16 protein-coding genes are annotated in these 17,794 nt (G+C 40.7%); 8 read left to right on the forward strand and 8 right to left on the reverse strand.

The features are described from left to right. Positions 1-459 precede the first annotated feature (459 nt). The 6 genes from aqpZ to phoH all read left to right on the forward strand — a co-directional run bounded on the left by aqpZ (position 460) and on the right by phoH (position 7,101). Complete coding sequence (aqpZ, locus tag PluTT01m_RS10540) at positions 460-1,155, forward strand: aquaporin Z (protein WP_011146289.1); 696 nt, start codon at positions 460-462, stop codon at positions 1,153-1,155. 382 nt (positions 1,156-1,537) lie between these two features. Then, positions 1,538-2,257: a phage tail protein gene (locus PluTT01m_RS10545; protein ID WP_011146290.1), complete on the forward strand. Its 720-nt coding sequence runs from the start codon at positions 1,538-1,540 to the stop codon at positions 2,255-2,257. A gap of 21 nt (positions 2,258-2,278) precedes the next feature. Then, positions 2,279-2,905 carry a tail fiber assembly protein gene (locus PluTT01m_RS10550; RefSeq protein WP_011146291.1) on the forward strand — a complete coding sequence of 209 codons (627 nt, stop codon included), beginning with the start codon at positions 2,279-2,281 and terminating at the stop codon, positions 2,903-2,905. 237 nt (positions 2,906-3,142) lie between these two features. Next, on the forward strand, positions 3,143-4,429 hold the full coding sequence (locus PluTT01m_RS10555; protein ID WP_011146292.1) for a phage tail fiber protein: 1,287 nt from the start codon (positions 3,143-3,145) through the stop codon (positions 4,427-4,429). Between the two features lie 233 nt (positions 4,430-4,662). Further along, positions 4,663-5,661, forward strand: a complete 999-nt coding sequence (locus tag PluTT01m_RS10560; protein WP_011146293.1) for an endonuclease — start codon at positions 4,663-4,665, stop codon at positions 5,659-5,661. A 651-nt stretch (positions 5,662-6,312) separates the two neighbouring features. Beyond that, positions 6,313-7,101, forward strand: coding sequence for a phosphate starvation-inducible protein PhoH (gene phoH / locus PluTT01m_RS10565; RefSeq protein ID WP_011146295.1), 789 nt, complete (start codon positions 6,313-6,315; stop codon positions 7,099-7,101). A gap of 434 nt (positions 7,102-7,535) precedes the next feature. Here the strand turns inward: phoH and PluTT01m_RS10570 are convergent, their stop codons facing one another. From PluTT01m_RS10570 to PluTT01m_RS10590, 5 genes are all read right to left on the reverse strand, one after another. Further along, a complete protein-coding gene (locus PluTT01m_RS10570) occupies positions 7,536-8,369 on the reverse strand; it encodes a siderophore-interacting protein (protein ID WP_011146296.1) in 834 nt (277 codons plus the stop codon). 138 nt (positions 8,370-8,507) lie between these two features. Beyond that, positions 8,508-9,596, reverse strand: coding sequence for a histidine kinase (locus PluTT01m_RS10575; protein ID WP_228956960.1), 1,089 nt, complete (start codon positions 9,594-9,596; stop codon positions 8,508-8,510). A gap of 208 nt (positions 9,597-9,804) precedes the next feature. Continuing rightward, complete coding sequence (locus PluTT01m_RS10580; protein ID WP_071824106.1) at positions 9,805-9,963, reverse strand: DUF2474 domain-containing protein; 159 nt, start codon at positions 9,961-9,963, stop codon at positions 9,805-9,807. Then, complete coding sequence (cydB, locus tag PluTT01m_RS10585; protein ID WP_011146298.1) at positions 9,944-10,951, reverse strand: cytochrome d ubiquinol oxidase subunit II; 1,008 nt, start codon at positions 10,949-10,951, stop codon at positions 9,944-9,946. The genes PluTT01m_RS10580 and cydB overlap by 20 nt, the downstream gene beginning before the upstream one ends. Further along, positions 10,941-12,278 (reverse strand): cytochrome ubiquinol oxidase subunit I, encoded by a 1,338-nt coding sequence (locus tag PluTT01m_RS10590; protein ID WP_011146299.1) that lies wholly within the window; start codon positions 12,276-12,278, stop codon positions 10,941-10,943. The genes cydB and PluTT01m_RS10590 overlap by 11 nt, the downstream gene beginning before the upstream one ends. A gap of 131 nt (positions 12,279-12,409) precedes the next feature. On the opposite strand from PluTT01m_RS10590, the gene PluTT01m_RS10595 reads away from it, so the two are divergent. Next, a complete protein-coding gene (locus tag PluTT01m_RS10595; protein WP_041380060.1) occupies positions 12,410-13,831 on the forward strand; it encodes an aminotransferase-like domain-containing protein in 1,422 nt (473 codons plus the stop codon). A 37-nt stretch (positions 13,832-13,868) separates the two neighbouring features. Continuing rightward, positions 13,869-14,069 (forward strand): AbrB/MazE/SpoVT family DNA-binding domain-containing protein, encoded by a 201-nt coding sequence (locus PluTT01m_RS10600; protein WP_011146301.1) that lies wholly within the window; start codon positions 13,869-13,871, stop codon positions 14,067-14,069. Positions 14,070-14,265: 196 nt separating this feature from the next. Here the strand turns inward: PluTT01m_RS10600 and PluTT01m_RS10605 are convergent, their stop codons facing one another. From PluTT01m_RS10605 to PluTT01m_RS10615, 3 genes are all read right to left on the reverse strand, one after another. Then, positions 14,266-15,108, reverse strand: a complete 843-nt coding sequence (locus PluTT01m_RS10605; RefSeq protein WP_011146302.1) for a hypothetical protein — start codon at positions 15,106-15,108, stop codon at positions 14,266-14,268. Between the two features lie 753 nt (positions 15,109-15,861). Beyond that, positions 15,862-16,887, reverse strand: coding sequence for an IS630-like element ISPlu3 family transposase (locus PluTT01m_RS10610; protein ID WP_011146066.1), 1,026 nt, complete (start codon positions 16,885-16,887; stop codon positions 15,862-15,864). 95 nt (positions 16,888-16,982) lie between these two features. Further along, a complete protein-coding gene (locus PluTT01m_RS10615; protein WP_011146303.1) occupies positions 16,983-17,789 on the reverse strand; it encodes a hypothetical protein in 807 nt (268 codons plus the stop codon). Positions 17,790-17,794: the final 5 nt, after the last annotated feature.

Raw genomic sequence — 17,794 nt, forward strand, 5'->3', positions numbered from 1 at the left:
CACATATACCTTATAGATTTCAAGCTGCATCGCGACGGCAAGGGAGCGAATCCCCGGGAGCATAGCAAACTATGTGACCGGGGTGAGTGAGTGCAGCCAACAAAGAAGCAACTTGAAAGATGACGGGTATAGTACTCATTGCTTAATAGATATTGTGTTATTTAATACTGATGTAATAATCCGGTGCAGATATTTTGCATCGGATCATCCTATTTTTAGAACAGAATATTGAACTTATTTTGGTGATAATTGATTTTAAGCTATCCATTTTTCACCAAAAAGTTGATCTGCACAGGATAGATGTTGCATTAAATCCCGGATTAAAGTGAATATCAGACAAAGATGCCACAAGAATCAGCAACTTATGCGGTTATAGTAAAAATAAGCATGATTTTAATTTATTGGCTATAGTTAATTTCAGCAAGGTAACTCGTTTTGATATCTGGATGAGGACAAAACATGTTAAGAAAATTAGCGGCTGAATTACTTGGAACTTTTGTTCTGGTTTTTGGGGGATGTGGTAGTGTTGTATTCGCTGCGGCATTTCCTGAATTAGGGATTGGTTTTGTCGGTGTATCTTTGGCATTTGGTTTAACCGTATTGACGATGATATATGCTGTTGGGCATATTTCTGGCGGGCATTTTAACCCCGCTGTAACAATTGGTCTTTGGGCTGGTGGTCGTTTCAGGGCAGTGGAAGTTATTCCTTATATTATTTCTCAGGTTATCGGTGGTATTCTTGCTGCTGCGGTATTATATGTTATTGCCAGTGGGCAAGTGGGTTTTGATGCGACCACGAGTGGCTTTGCCTCAAATGGTTTTGGTGAGCATTCACCGGGTGGATTCTCGCTTCAATCGGCTATTGTAGCTGAAATTGTTTTAACGGCTATTTTCTTAATTGTTATTATTGGTGCGACAGATAGACGAGCACCTCCGGGTTTTGCACCATTAGCAATAGGTTTGGCGCTGGTTTTAATTAATTTGATTAGCATTCCTATTACCAACACGTCAGTCAATCCGGCACGAAGCACGGCTGTTGCGATATTCCAGAATACCTGGGCTTTAGAGCAGTTGTGGTTTTTCTGGGTGATGCCAATTATTGGTGGGATTGTTGGAGGGGGAATTTACAGGTTATTGTTCGCTGAAAAACAATGATTTTTACTGGTGAGTTACCTTGCTTAAGGCCACGCTGTAGTGTGGCCTTTTTATTTTTCAATGAAATAACTTTTTGTCACTATTATTTTTTCATTTGTTTTAATAAAGGTATGAAATATTTTCATGAAGATTTTTAGTTATAAATAGTAAAGATAAAGTAAAAGATGATAAATGCAAATAATCTGGATGTGTTTTATTGCAGTGTGTTGGGTGATTTATTAGTGTCAATTATACAAAAATAATTAACCCTATAAGTTATAAAATAAATTTCATTATTATTTTTCTGAACTAGACTATCATTAGCGTCAATTGAGAGAGGCTATCTGTACGAAAATTTAATATATTGATTACTGAATGATATTATTGAATTAAAGAGGAGTATATGAGCCAAAAAAATGATTTTAAAGCCTTTTCTATTAGTGATAATGCTAATATAGTGAGTCAAGAAAAGTATGAAGAAAGTCAGAATCTAAAGACGGGATTTCCACCTGAGAATGTTTCTACTCATGTATTAAATAAGGTATTACGCCAATCCTCAACAATATCATCTGTTGTGGCTAATTTTATTGCGACACAATCAGGTGAGGATGTTTTGGATGATGGTGATATAGCTAAACTTACTGTACGATTCAATAGGGCTTTAGATAAAGCTTTAGAGCAAAAAATTTCAGGTATTTCCAGTATTCCCGTTGGCTCTCCTATTCCTTGGCCGTTGTCCCATCCACCTTCCGGTTATTTCACTTGTAATGGTTCCGCTTTTAGTAGATCACAGTATCCGAAGTTAGCAGAAGCTTATCCTGATGGCAGAATACCCGATTTAAGAGGCGAGTTTATTCGTGGCTGGGATGATGGGCGAGGTGTTGATAGTGGCCGTGTTATTTTAAGCGCACAGACTGACAACACAAAAAGAATACAACTTACGAAAGGACTCCCTGATGGGCAATTTCTTTCTAGTTATCAAGGTCCTGTAGATAGATACCAGTTCCCGCTGGGGCGTGATGTTCTTGAGAGTGCCACTGTTACATCAATTGCTAACAATACAGGCGGTCATGAAACCCGCCCCCGTAATATCGCATTTAACTATATCGTAAAAGCAGAATAATATCGTAAAGGTAGAATAATAATGACACAAGAAAATATTTTAGATACTGAAACCGCTGTATTAGGTGAAGACGGATTAGCAATTCAAGCTGGCTGGATAAAAGTTTATCATGCTAATTCCTATACGAGAGAATTCTCTGGCTCTGATTTCGAATATGTTGCGGAAGGCGTGGGTTTGTCAGCGCATTCTTATTTGGACGCACCAAACCTGTCCGATTCTGATGATATGGCTGTGCGTCGCAGTGAGGATGGAAGTTATTGGGAAATTGTCCCGGACCACCGTGGAAAAATAGCTTACAACACGCAAGCGGGTGTACAGGAAGAAGTGACTGTACTGGGTGAATTGCCAGAAATATTAACATTCGAGCAACCGTCCACCGATTTTGATCAATGGGATGGTGAAAAATGGGTAACGGACTTTGAAGCTCAAAAAGTCAGTCAAATTGAACAGGCAGAGCAACAACGGGCTATTTTTCGTCGGCAAGCCGATGAAGCCATCACTGTATTGCAATATGCAGTTGAAACTGAAATGGCATCGGAAGAGGAAAAAACTTTATTGTTAGATTGGAAAAAGTATTTGGTATTATTGCGTCGGGTTGATGTTTCATCGGCACCAGATATTAATTGGCCTGAACAGCCGCAAGAATAATACCATTAATGTCTTATAATCCTCAGACATTCACAAGGCACTGGTTTTTTAATCAGTGCTTTGATTAAAGAAATTCGTATAAAAGTCCATATAAAAATGAACTCTGGTTCGTAAAGTTGATTTGGTGATCGATTTTGAATTTATTTTCTTTAAAAATGGTGAGTGATCAACAAGGATATTTTAAGATGTTGAATATTTTTGATTATAAATGAACATTATTTAATTTGGGGAAGGTATATGAGTAAAAATGATTTTAAAGCTTTTTCTACTAGTAATAATGCTAATGTAGTGAGTCAAGAAAGATATGAAGAGAGTAGGGATTTACTGAGTGGGTTTCCACCAAATGATGTTCCTACCCATTTGTTAAATAAAGTATTACGCCAATCGTCAACCATAGCTTCTGTCGTGGCTAATTTTATTGCGGCACAATCTGGTGATGATGTTCTGGATGATGGTGATATAGCTAAACTTACTGCGCAATTAAATCGAGCATTAGAACAAAAAATCACAGCAAAAATTCCCAGTGCCTCATTAACACAAAAAGGTATTGTTCAACTGACCAATGAGATGGGTAATAATGACACACTGGCTGTGACGCAGAAGCTGGTTCAGGAAATAATCAATTCGTTGCGTGAAAATATTAATGCCAAAGTACCTAATAGCCGGAAAATAAACGGTAAGGCGTTGACTGGGGATATCAATCTGACTGCGGGGGATGTGGGTGCGGTACTAGCTAATGATGCAATGTATTCAATGAATATTGATCGTTTGGATGGTCGGGAAAATCTATACAATGGTTGTGCTGGATTTAAACCGAATGCGCCGTTCCTCACTCGATATGGGCTGCCATCTGATCGTTTTGGCGTTCAGCTAAGATTTAGCAATATAAATGGTCCATCAAGTGAAGGAATAGATCAAGTATGGAGTCATAGGCTAATTTTTGTTCATGGAAGCGATACATATCGTACAGATCATATAAATTTAGATTACAAAATTACCCGTAAATTCTGGGACGATATAAATGCTAAGCCAGACGCCAACGGAAACCTCAAGGTAGCCTCCCCGGTAATAGAAATCTACCCTGATGGCACATTCTCGACTAATGACGAATCTGAAGGTGCAGAAGTGATAAAACAGGGAACCGGCATATATCGTATATCAAATATCTTGGGCTATAACGCTGATGGTGGTTGGGGTGTTAATGGGGGTATTTCTGTTCCTCGCGACAATAATAATCTCGAACTGATTTTTGTTGATGATCAGGTTCAGTCTGACGGCTCTATTATTATTGAGACTTTCCATCGCCAACATACGCATTTACCGGAGAGATTCCAAAATTGGCGACTCAAATCTATTGATGACAGTGGTAACAAGATATTCTATCAAGATGGGGAGCCCTGTGATATTCCCGATTCTTGCCGTTTAGATATTCGGGTCCAAATGCCAGAAGATTCACTCTGGAACTTGAATCGAAAGAGGTTACAGGAAGAAATGGAGAGTACCAGCGCTTCTGCTAATAAATGATTCTGGTAGTAAATTGCAGTAAGGCGGGGCCGTATATCGGCCCTGTATCCATTCCTCAATAATAGGATAACTGCCATTTTGTGATATCTCAACCTGTTCATTGAATAGCTTTTCTTTTTAAAAGAGATGCTAAGAAGAAATGCAAAGAAACAATGTTTGTCTTATAGGTCGATTATGAGGCAACATAAAAGGTTAAAATCAGAATGGTATTTTTATATAAGTAGGGTTTATCATTGAAACGTAAAGTTATTTTTTGGGCAATTCACATTGGGTGTTTCAGTTTAATTGCTCCTTTATCTTCTTTTGCCGCACCGGCTACTTTTGAACAAGCTAAAGTTGAATTGCGTAAACGCATATACCATGATCAATTTAAGTCAGGGGAAGGGACATTTTACTGTGGTTGCGATTGGCAATGGACAGGTAAGAGCGGTGGACGCGCAATCCTTTCTTCGTGTGGTTATCAAGTCAGGTCACAACAGAATCGTGCTGAACGAATTGAATGGGAACATATTGTTCCCGCCTGGGTTTTTGGTCATCAGCGGCAATGTTGGCGGAATGGAGGGAGGAAGAATTGTGTCTCTTCCGATCCTGTTTTTAGGGCAATGGAATCTGATATACATAATTTGGTTCCATCAATTGGCGAGGTTAATGGCGATCGTAGTAATTTCAGTTATGGAATGTTACCAAAAAATATGCCGAATAATTATGGTCGTTGTACCAGTAAAGTTGATTTTAAATCTCGAACGTTTGAACCGAGAGATGAAGTAAAAGGGCAGGTCGCTCGGATCAATTTTTATATGCACGATCGTTACAATCTTTCCATGTCTCGCCAACAACAGCAGCTATTTATCGCCTGGGATCGTCAATATCCACCGAGTAAATGGGAGCGGGAGAGAGATAACCGAATTACCGGTATTATGGGGCATCATAACCCTTTTGTTACCGGTGAACAGAAATGGCAATTATGGCATAAAAACTCCGCCTCTGGCATTCCAAAAAGCGAGCAGATAAAAGGGCAGAGAAATAGTCAAACAGATACCCAGAAACAACGGGTATTATCTGATTCATCCTCTAGAGGATTAATTAAAGGGAATAACAACAGCAAAATCTACCATTTTTCTCATTGTTCAGGTTATAAGGTGATTCAGGAGAAGAACTCGGTCTATTTTAAAACAGAAATTGAAGCAAGAAATGCGGGTTTTCGGTTGGCTGGAAACTGTAAGGGGACTTAATAAAACAGATATACCCGTCATCTTTCAAGTTGCTTCTTTGTTGGCTGCACTCACTCACCCCGGTCACATAGTTATCTATGCTCCCGGGGATTCGTTCCCTTGCCGCCGCGATGCATCTTGAAATCAATAGGGTATAGTTAACTATTTGCTCTGTTGTCATCAATAATAATATTATTGCCATCCGGTGAAGAAGAGTGCTTTCAGATAGTGACTTCTTTGCCGGATAGTAGCTGGATGTATCAATACCATGGTAGTCAAATCAATAATGGCTACTATGATGTTAAGTCATTAGCTTATATTAAGTCATATTATTCAATGAATTAAATTTCTCGCAAAACTAAATAAACGATACTGTCGATTATTTTTAATTGAGCGTCCTTGGCTTGTTTGTCATAACTCAGAGATTGTCATTATACTGTCATAATGATTCGTTAGTTTTCACTAAATGGAAATAATGGTGAGTAGTGTTAATGATTGATATACCGATCATATGCGAGCTAGCGGGAATATCAAGGTCATTAATATATGTGGCGGTTCCACTACCGTTTTTCTATGGGGCTAAATAAGCGGAAAAGAGGCTTGAAATAACGTAGTGATTGTATCGGTGATATGACACCGCATGGGTGAAAACAACGATAAGGTGATACTGCTATGAGTAGACAGAAAGCAGTGATTAAATCGCGTCGAGAGGCAAAACGGATGATGAAAAGGGATTTGCGCCATCAATGTTATCGGGATGATAATGTAACCTCTTTAGTGCAACCCGGTGGCGTAGAAGCTATTGGTATGGCACGTGATAACCGGGATACTTCGGAAATTTTGCCACGGACTGAAACGCAATGGCGTTATATGCGCGCAATAAACTATAAAAAACTGATTATTGCCAGTGGGGAGGCGGGTTGCGGTAAAACGTTTATTAGTGCGGCAATGGCTGCGGATGCATTGATTAATAAGGAAATTGATAGAATCATTGTTACCCGTCCTGTATTACAGGCGGATGAAGATCTCGGCTTTTTGCCCGGAGATATGGCTGAAAAATTTGCGCCTTATTTCCGACCGGTTTATGACGTTTTATTAAAACGTATGGGCGCATCGTTTTTGCAATATTGCTTGCGGCCTGAAATTGGCAAAGTGGAAATTGCGCCTTTTGCCTATATGCGGGGCAGAACATTTGAAAATGCATTTGTAATTCTGGATGAAGCCCAGAATGTCACGGTTAATCAGATGAAAATGTTTCTGACCCGGCTTGGGGAAAATGTTACTGTGATTGTAAATGGTGATATAAGTCAATGTGATTTGCCAGTGGGAGTGGTATCAGGATTGCGTGATGCACTGGGAAGATTTTCAGATGATGAAGTCGTCAGTGTTATCCATTTTAATCAAGAGGATTGTGTTCGTTCTCAATTGTGCCAGAAAACGTTGCTGGCTTATTGTAAATAACCGATGGAAATATGCCGTGGGGGCTTTTGCAAGAGCGCCTCACGGTGTGATCTTTTAGCATATTCTCTGATTATTCGGTATATTTTAACTCTCTGATCTTCAGCCAGTTTCCCTTTTTCTTCCTGCTGACTGACGGCCAATGATTTTTATTGGAAATTCTGATAGAACTACTTTATTTTCCAGTAGTCTATCGTTTGGCGGTGAAGGTCAATTCGCCCGTTAGGATATTCAACCCATTCCTTTTTTTAGTCACCGAGATCTTGGGTATTTTGGTTTCTTCCTACAGCATTATCTATACCCAATGGATTTCAAGATGCATTGCGGCGGCAAGGGAGCGAATCCCCGGGAGCATAGATAACTATGTGACCGGGGTGAGTGAGTGCAGCCAACAAAGAAGCAACTTGAAAGATGACGGGTATAAATATGTAAGGCCATTAATCGTCGCTATCCACCACTTCATGACGCAGGGCATGATAACCTTCTTCATCAAAGCCATGCCTCCAATAAGGAATGGCATATAGCTGGTGGCGTTCATAGCCTTTTTCCCGGCGAATATAGTGACGAAGTTCTTTTACCAGCTTATCCTCACCGGCCAGCCAGAAAGTGACATTTTCTGTTGGTAATGACCAGGATTTGAATTCAGATACGATTGTGTCAGTTATTTCAACGTCACCAGTGATCCAGTGAACTGTTATTCCTGCCGGTTTTTTTAATTCCTGAATATCTTGCTCACTTTCGATACGAATAATGACTTGCCCGGTTGCATCTGGTTTTACTGTTGCCAATAGCGCAGCAATAGCAGGCAAAGAACTTGGGTCGCCAGCCATATAATAGTGGCTGACTTTTGGCAGTAATGGATCAGGTCCACCGGGGTTAGTAATACCCATCCAGTCACCAATTTGGGCTCTATAAGCAAATTCTACCGCCGGGCCGCCATTGTGATGTAGTGCAAATTCAATATCGATCTCTTTTTGTTCGGTGCGGATGGCTCGAACCGAGTAAGTGCGCGTTATTGGACGCAGTTCACTCGGCGGCCATATCGGGCCTTCTGGCGATAAAGTCGGTAATACCGGTTTAGTTTGTCCCGGAAGCGGTAAGAATATCTTTAGGTGTCCGCCTTCACATTCCGTGGGATAACTATCCAGACATTCACCGGTGAAAGTCATGCTGCGCATATTAGGTGTCACGTCGAAAATGTTTTTCACCTGAACAAGTCTAGGGGGGGCAGGTCGGTAAATGTTTTTTTCTTCAATTGTTTTATTGGTCACGTAAAATTCCTCTGGAAAATTTACCGAAGGTTATTATCTGATAAAGCCAAAGTTAGTGTAACAGCAATTAACGAAAATGATAATTATTATCATTAAATAAATTGCGCTGCCGTCGATAATGGGATTGATCTGCCTTTTTCAATCCACTGAAAATTGAATTTCTACCTCTGTACCACCATGTTTACGGTTTTTTATCTGTAATTGCCCACCTAGGATAGAAACTCTGTCTTGCATAATAGCCAGCCCAAATTTGTTTTTATTAGCGGAGTCCAGATTGATACCCTGACCATTATCACTGACAACGGTAATGATTTTGTCATCGATAGGATAAATACGGATACTGATCCAATTGGCATTGGCATGCTTATAACAGTTGTTCAAACATTCCCTAATGATTTGTATCAAATGTTTGCTGTAACTGTCAGGAATGTGCTGATGTGTCAGGCGGTAATTGAATTCAATGTTGAAGCCTAGACGATGGTTAAATTCACTAATCAAGGTCTGTAAAGATTCTTGTAGATTACATTGAGGTTGTTCGTTCCTGAACGTTGCCAGTAATTCTCTGAGCTGGCGATAGGCAATATTTAACTCATCTTTAATCATATTCAACGAGGTTAAACTTTGCTTGGGTAAATTATCACTGCCGATATATAGACAATTAACTTGAATCTTAAGGAAAGAGAGGGATTGGGCAATGGAATCGTGGAGTTCACGAGAAATAGCGGTTCTCTCTGCGGCCAACATACTCTGGTGTTGGCATTGGATCTGATTTTCCCGTAATAGTTTATTTGTCATTAACGTCACCACATCCTGAACCAGACTTTTTTCATCGGGAGTGAGATCACTATTCCTGTGTGTTTTTATCCAGAGTGTCCCATAGCTATCAATATTATCATCTAGATTCCATCTCATAATCAGCGGCATATCAAAATAGGGACATTGATGGGGATTGCGAAAGAAATATTCTTGTTGTGATGGATAAAAGATGATTTTGGCTTCACAGAAAGGGATCAGACGATTGAGGTGAGAAAAAATCTCCTGAAGCTTTTCAGGTAGCAGTTTACAATTTTGTAGTTTGAAATGGCTTTGACAGAGAAAATCCAAATAGCTATTTTTTTGTTTCAGTGCGTTAATTTCTGCTTTGTATCTTGCATGTTGCCATTCTTTGACAGGAGCAGAGTTATGTACCACTTTTATCAGGAAGTAGATATTTGTAATACTTAACATTATCAATAACGGTAAAATTAAATCTGGAATCGACGGTTTATCAATCAACAACAGTATAAAAAGTAAAAACAAATTTATAATAGAGTTGATTACAAACAGTTTTTGGTTTTTGAAGATGGTGTTATTTGAACTTGTTTTCATCAGGCTAAGATTCCGTTCTGCAATACTGATGAAAACTTTAGCTCAATTTGTTAAATAGTGTTAATAATTACTTCAATTTCATACCTGCTGCTGTCATCAGAAGGCGAAATAGTGTGGAAACAGCAAAAAGAGCCATCACACTGCATAACCAGATCATTGCCATCCAGCCTATCCGTTTCCATACAGAAGGGCGTGGGGTGTTTTGATTAGTGGTAGCCTTGTTCATGGTTAACTTTCCCCCGAAAAACGTAGTAGCTCCAATAGGTGTAAACCAGAATCACTGGGATGATAAGTAGGGCACCGACCAGCATAAAACCTAAACTTTGTTGCGGCGCTGCCGCGGCTTCATAGCTGATGGTCGGTGGGATCAAGTTAGGCCAGATACTGATGCCCAACCCACTGTAGCCAAGGAAAACTAACAATAGTGCGACCAGAAACGGTGTGTAATGAGCTTTACGTTTGATGGAGTGCAGTAGTTTCCAGCCAGACCAGACCACCAACAGTGGCACAGGAAGGAAGAACAACAGGTTAGGTAAGCTGAACCAACGTTCAGTGATTGCCGGATGAATGAATGGTGTCCATAAACTGATAATGGCGATAACTGTCAGCATCAGAAAAGTGAGCGGGCGGGCGACACGGTACATCTCTTGTTGTAGGTGACCTTCGGTTTTCATAATTAGCCAGCCACAGCCTAATAGTGCGTAAGCAATTATCAGGCCAAAACCACAAAATAGGGGGAAGGGTGAGAACCAATCAAAATAGCCGCCAGTGTAAGCTCGGTTTTCCACCGGGAACCCTTGAATAAAGGCACCCACCACCACGCCCTGAACAAACGTCGCCATCACAGAGCCGCTGATAAAAGCGTTGTCCCAGATATGACGATGCTCAGGCGCGCATTTGAAACGAAATTCAAAGGCGACACCACGGAAGATCAGGCCAAATAACATTAATGTCACGGGGATCGTTAATGCATCAAGGATAACGGCATAAGCCAAAGGAAAAGCACCGAATAAACCTGCGCCGCCAAGCACCAACCAGGTTTCGTTACCATCCCACACCGGCGCAACGCTGTTCATCATTAAATCACGGTCCTTATCGCTTTTAACCGTGGGATAGAGCAGCCCAATCCCAAGGTCAAAACCATCCATGACAATGTACATCATGATGCTGAACACAATGATGATGAACCAGATTAACGGCAGATCAATACCCATTGTTTAACTCCTTTTTGGGACCTTTGCGGATAAGTTTCATCATGTAGGCGTAACCCACACCGAATACCGAGCTGTAGACCGCGATGAAAAGCAACAAACTGATGTTCATATGTATTTCACCGTGTGCGGATACCGCATCTTTGGTACGTAGCAGACCATAAACTACCCACGGTTGACGGCCTATTTCGGTAGTAAACCAACCGGCAAGAATGGCGATCAGGCCGGAAGGTGCCATTAAGAAGATAAAACGCAGGAAAGCTTTTGACTGATAAAGTCGTCTCTTATAGCGTAGCCAAAGTCCCCAAAAGCCGGCAACTATCATCAACATACCGAGGCCGACCATCACTCTAAATGACCAGAAAACCATAAGCGCGTTTGGTCTGTCTTCCGGTGGAAACTCCTTCAGCGCCGGAACCTGCTTATCTATACTGTGAGTTAAGATTAGACTGGCGAGATAAGGAATTTCAACGGCATAACGCGTCTCTTCCCGCGCCATATCCGGGATACCAAACAGGATCAGCGGCGTGGCTTCACCGGGAAGATTTTCCCAGTGGCCTTCCATTGCCGCGACTTTAGCGGGTTGATGCTTGAGGGTGTTGAGACCGTGAGCATCACCAATCAATGCCTGCAAAGGCGCAATAATCAAGATCATCCACATCGACATGGATAGCATTTTTTTCATTGCTGTCGAGTCATTGCCTTTTAATAAATGCCATGCCGCGGAAGCTGCAATAAAGAATGCTGAGGCGAGGAAGGCCGCAGTAGACATATGAGCCAGGCGATAGGGAAAGGAGGGATTAAATATCACTGCCAGCCAGTCGACGGGGACGACCTGATTATTGACAATTTCGTGACCTTGCGGGGTTTGCATCCAGCTATTGGAAGCCAGTATCCAAAAAGTGGATATTAGAGTACCTAGTGCAACCATAAAGGTGGCGAAGAAATGTAATTTTTCACCCACACGATGCCAGCCAAATAACATAACGCCGAGAAAGCCCGCTTCAAGAAAGAACGCGGTCAGTACTTCGTAAGTCAGCAATGGGCCGGTGATTGAACCGGCAAAATCGGAGAAAAAACTCCAATTGGTACCGAACTGATAAGCCATAACCAGACCGGAAACCACGCCCATCCCGAAGTTAACAGCAAAAATTTTCGACCAGAAATGATATAGCACTTTGTAATCACTATTACGCGTTTTCAGCCATAACCCTTCCAGTACCGCTAAAAAACTTGCCAGCCCGATGGTAATTGCCGGAAAAATAATGTGAAACGAGACGGTAAACGCGAATTGAATTCTGGCCAGTTCCAAGGCACTTAAACCAAACATAGTAACCTCTTATTTTTAGTTTGAATAAAGGCAGGAAATGTATGCGGACAAGTAAAGCATGAAAAAAATGACTATAATAGTGACAGTTTTCTGTATATTGACTATAACAGTTTGCGGAGAGGTCTGAATTGATGAAGCGTTATGAACAATTTGCCAGGCAAATTCTTCAACATATTGAAGATGGTACCTGGCTGGTGGGAGATAGATTACCTTCATTGAGGGAATCAGTGAAGTTATCAGGTTTGAGTTTGATGACCGTTGTTCAATCGTATCAATTACTAGAAAGTCAGGGATGGATCATTTCCCGGCCTCAATCGGGTTATTACGTCGCTAAACGTTTGCAGCCCTTTGCCGCAGCAAAAGGGGGAAAGCGATTACATTTAAGTGAAAGCGTGGAAATAAGCGCTTCTATTTTTGATGTATTACAGGCGTGCAAAGATCCTGCGATTATTCCGTTTGGTTTAGCATTTCCAGATCCATCCTTATTGATTCAACCTAAACTTTCCAAAGCGTTAGCGGCTGCTGCCAGACGAATAGCACCACATAGCGCTTTAGCTAATTTACCGCCGGGTAATGATAAGTTACGCCGTAACATATCGCGCCGTTATGCAATGCATGGTATTCATGTCCCTCCTGATGAAATTGTCATCACTGCGGGTGCGATGGAATCACTGAGTTTCAGTTTACAGTCGGTGACAGAACCGGGGGATTGGGTGGTGATTGAATCACCGGCTTTTTACGGTGCTTTACAGGCCATTGAACGTTTACGTCTGAAAGCGGTAGCCATCAAAACTGATCCACAAAACGGTATTGATTTGGATGCGTTGGAGGAGGTGATCCAGAAATACCCAATAAAAGCTTGTTGGTTAATGACTCACTTTCAGAACCCGCTAGGGGGAACGATGTCCGCTGAAAGTAAATTACGGCTGGTGAATATCCTGAACAGTAATCAGGTGGTGCTGATTGAAGATGATGTTTATGGTGAACTCTACTTCGATCAGCAACGGCCTGTACCGGCGAAAGGGTTAGACAGTGAAAACAACTTTATGCACTGCTCCTCGTTTTCTAAATGTCTGGCCCCGGGATTCCGTGTGGGTTGGGTGGCAGCAGGAAAACATGCCAAGAAAATCCAACAGTTACAAATGATGAGTACCGTTTCTGCCAGCATGCCGACGCAATTGGCAATTGCTGATTATCTTGCGGAGGGGGGATATGACAACCACTTACGTCGCCTTCGTCGCATATTGGAGCAACGTCAGCAACTGATGTTACGAGCAATTGGTGACTATATGCCTGCTTCAGTCAAAGTGAATCGCCCTAAAGGTGGCTATTTTCTCTGGTTGGAATTTGAGCCTCTGTTCAGTGCACAGCGGCTTTATCAACTGGCATTGGCAGAAGGGATCAGTATTGCACCGGGCAGTATGTTTTGCACCAGCGAACAGTTTAACCATGCCTTTCGTCTGAATGCCTCTTTTGATTGGAATCAGCAAATGGAACGTGCGATGCAGACTTTGGGCAATATTTGTCATACATTATTGGTTGAAATAGCCTGATCCCAGGCTGATATTAATCCCTATCAAGGAGAAGTTCGTGGAGAAAGCAACGGTATTTAAAAGTAACCGTTCTCAAGTAAGCCGTCCGACTTTCCAAAGTCGTGGTTTTCCCGAAGGTGTGAGACAGGTTGATATGGCTGGTGAGTCTTGGGACAGTTGGTTTGATGGTCTTGGTGTTACGGCAGATTTCTTGACAGAACGTGACCAACCGCCAGTACAAGAACGTGAGGGATTCTGAACGCCCTCATCACATATGAAATTTATGGTGTCCACAACGCTTTTGCCGACACCATTTTGAGGTTATTTCACTATACCCGTCATCTTTCAAGTTGCCTCTTTGTTGGCTGCACTCACCCCGGTCACATCGTTATCTATGCTCCCGGGGATTCGCTCCCTTGCCGTCGCGATGCATCTTAAAATCTATAAGGTATACATTATTCTATACAAAGCGCTCTTACGTTACTTCCTTGCTTTCTCCGAGTGGTCATACTGTCAATCCAATCTTCTAATGATACCTTCTGTGCTTTCTCGAATGCGGGCCTTACATTTACCCATGATTCGTACCTTAGGTTATATTCTGCTTGTGGCAGGAAGTAATGAGATTTGAATTCGATAAGACCTTTATCATCTTCGTAAGCGATGATTGAAAACTCAGACCAATACAAGAAGAATGACACGCCACCTCTTGGTGATGTAGCAAGAACACTTTGTACGAAATTGGATTGAGTTTGCCTTCTACCAGCATAAGATAATGCAGCGATAGCCAATTGTCTCAGTGGGGTTTTCATCTGCTCTCTCTCCTGACTCGATAATCCTAGGAAGTTTTCCAGGAAAGAGTTGATCAAAACATCGGCATCATGGCTTTTTTGAATAACATTTTGTGTACTTGTTGACAGTAAAGAAAGGAATGGAACGCCAGATAATTCTGCTGTAAATGAGAAGAAATTCTTTTTATTACCTTGGCCTTGAGGATCTAAAGGATTATAGCCTGAAACCGCACGGCACATATTAATAACAGTTTGCAAGCCTTCGGTAATGCTGAGTGGGTTTTTAGAGGGTGAGGCAGAATCTTTTGCCAACTGGGTATAATTTCCTGTAGCTGCGCCATTCGCTGGGCTCTGTACATCAGAATAATCGCCAGCCTCAGGATACTCCATAATAATATTACCTGAGCGTTCCCAATCTTTAAGGAGCCTTGTGCCTCCTTTTTCAATATGTTCTATCCATTCTTGGGCTTTTTTAACTGCATAATCAGGATTATTTAAGATATTTTCCATGATTTTTATCCTTAATAGATTTATACCCGTTATCTTTCAAGTTGCTTCTTTGTTGGCTGCACTCTCTCACCCCGGTCACAGAGTTATCTATACCCTTCATCTTTCAAGCTGCTGCTTTGTTGGCTGCGTTCACTTACCCCAGTCACATAGTTATCTATGCTCCTGGGGATGCGTTCTCTTGCCGCCGCACTGCAACTTGAAATCTATTGGGTATATGCTCCCGGGGATTCGCTCCCTTGCCGCCGCGATCCATCTTGAAATCCATAGGGTATATTAAGTTAAGTATTGAATGTTAGGGTACTGTTGAAAGTAGGGAACAATGTTGAACCCTATTTTTAACAGTGAGATAAATCGATAATCATGTACTTAATATTACTGTTTTTTTAGCTTGGTAATTTTTATTTTAAATTTTTGTTAATAAGTGTTAAATATATTTTTGTATGAACTAAGTATATCCATAAGTGGATGTTTTTCACTATCAAATATTAAGGGTATGTAATTTAACTTATTCCTCACGGATAAATGTTTTTTTATGTGATATTTTCATATTAATAGTAAAATACTGCTTGTGAAATTTATCGATTTGAAATTCACATTTTGAGATAATTCATTTTTATATATATTGATCGTATGTTCTATTCTTTATGTTATATTTGTCTATTCTCCTTTAATTTAATGGTTTTATTGAATAACTATGATGAGAATAATATCAGCACATATTGGTAATAATGTTATTGATATACCCAAGAAACTTCAAGATGCAGTTTTTAGCACCTGAAAATGGTCGTTAATTCTAGACATCAGCGAGTCCGCTATATCCGGTAGCGTTGTGGTGAAAAATTTGAAGACGTTGTCTCGAAATTCATGTTTATCCGCGAAATAACGGTTATTTCGAACCTGTTCATTCATGACCTTCCATAATCGTTCTATCGGGTTTAAATTTGGACTATAGGGAGGAAGGTAATGTAACTCAATATTGCTAACATAAGCCCACTCCTTCACAAGATGAGCTTTGTTGTAACCCGCTCCATCCACAATAAGGTGAATTTTTTGATGATAGTCAGGATAAGACTTTCTTATTTCATTGAAAAAACAGCAAATGTTGTAGTCGTTGATGGTCTGATATTCCTGGAACACCGTACGACCAATGGCATTCAGGTTGAGGGCACCCAATATATTCAGGCGAGTCCGGCTTCCTGTTGTTTTGACGGTTTTTTTCTCGCCTTTTCGCATCCAGCCATAACTGAGTTTGGTGCCTTGAGTCGGGTGAACAGCATCAAGAAAAAGGATGGGTTCGTCTTTCGCTGTGACTTTAAGATTCTCATAATATTCAATAAATTGTCGCTGTTTTTCTGCGTCGAATTTATGAGGGACGCCACAAGGTTTTTTATAAGAAAAACCCTGACGGTGTAGCCATTTATTCATGCCGGGAATGCTAAAGGTAATATTCCAGAGCTGAGCAACATAGGCCACGATTTCATGGGTGTGATGGAAAAGATGTTGAGATAAGTGATTGATTAAAAAATCAGTTTGTTCTCGGGAAAGCAAACTATCAGACCCTCCATTATCAGATTTAAGTTTACCTTGATTAAGGTAATCACTGATATGGCGGTCAACGGTGGTCTGATGGAGTCGCAATGCCTGGGCTATCATCACAGAACTCCACCCTTCAGAAGCCAGAAGGATCGCTTTTATTCTGTCTCGTACCTGACCATCACGAGTGGTGTCGTGAAGACGTTCAAGTTTGATTTTTTGTTCTGATGTAATAAATATTTTCATAGCGAGGATAATGATCTCCATTTCGGATAAAATCAAGCATCTTCAATGATTACGGGTATATAAATCAATTAATCTACTGACAGAGAGTTTTCAGTTTATGCTTTCATTTTGGTTGTCATACAATCAATTAAATACTCTATGGTTATCTTATCTTCTTTCTCGAATACTGATCTTACTATTTCCCACGTTTTCTGGCTGAGATTATATTCTGCCTGGCAAAGATTATAATGAGAGGTGAATTTAATAGTACCCTTGTTATCTACTTTCTTTATTATCAATATAGAAGAATAGAGTAAGAGTGACACCCCATTTGGGGTTTTAGTCAGAGCATATTGCACCAGATTGGATTTTTTTTCCTTTTGATCGGCATATGATAAAGCGGTATGAATCAACTTTTTCAAATAAATCTTAATAGTAATTTTATCCTGAGGAGATAACCCTTGAAAGGCTTCAACAAAAGAATCGATCAAGACATCTGTGTCATGACTTTGTTGAGTAATCGTATTTGTGTCTGCCCATAGTAAAGAGAGAAAGGGAACCTTTTCTATTTCTTCTGTGAATGCTGTGAATTTCTGCGCATTGCCATTACCTTCCGGTTCCAGCGGGTCATAACCTGAGGCCACTCGACATAAGTTAATGATAGTTTGCAGCCCTTCAGTGACACTGACTGGGTATTTATTTGATGTGGCCGATTTCTTGGCGAATAGTGTGTATTTATTTGTCGCGGCTACACTGGCTGGACTTTGTATATCAGAAAGATTCTCAATTTCTAAGAAATGAGTAAAAATGTTATCTGAATGTTGCTGCGTTTTAGAATATTTTTCTCCTCTGTGTTTAACGTATTCTCTCCACTCTTGGACAGTTTTAATTTTATGATCAGAATTTGTGAGTATATCTTTCATGTCTA

Origin of the sequence: Photorhabdus laumondii subsp. laumondii, assembly GCF_003343245.1 — a bacterium.
GTDB lineage: Bacteria > Pseudomonadota > Gammaproteobacteria > Enterobacterales > Enterobacteriaceae > Photorhabdus > Photorhabdus laumondii.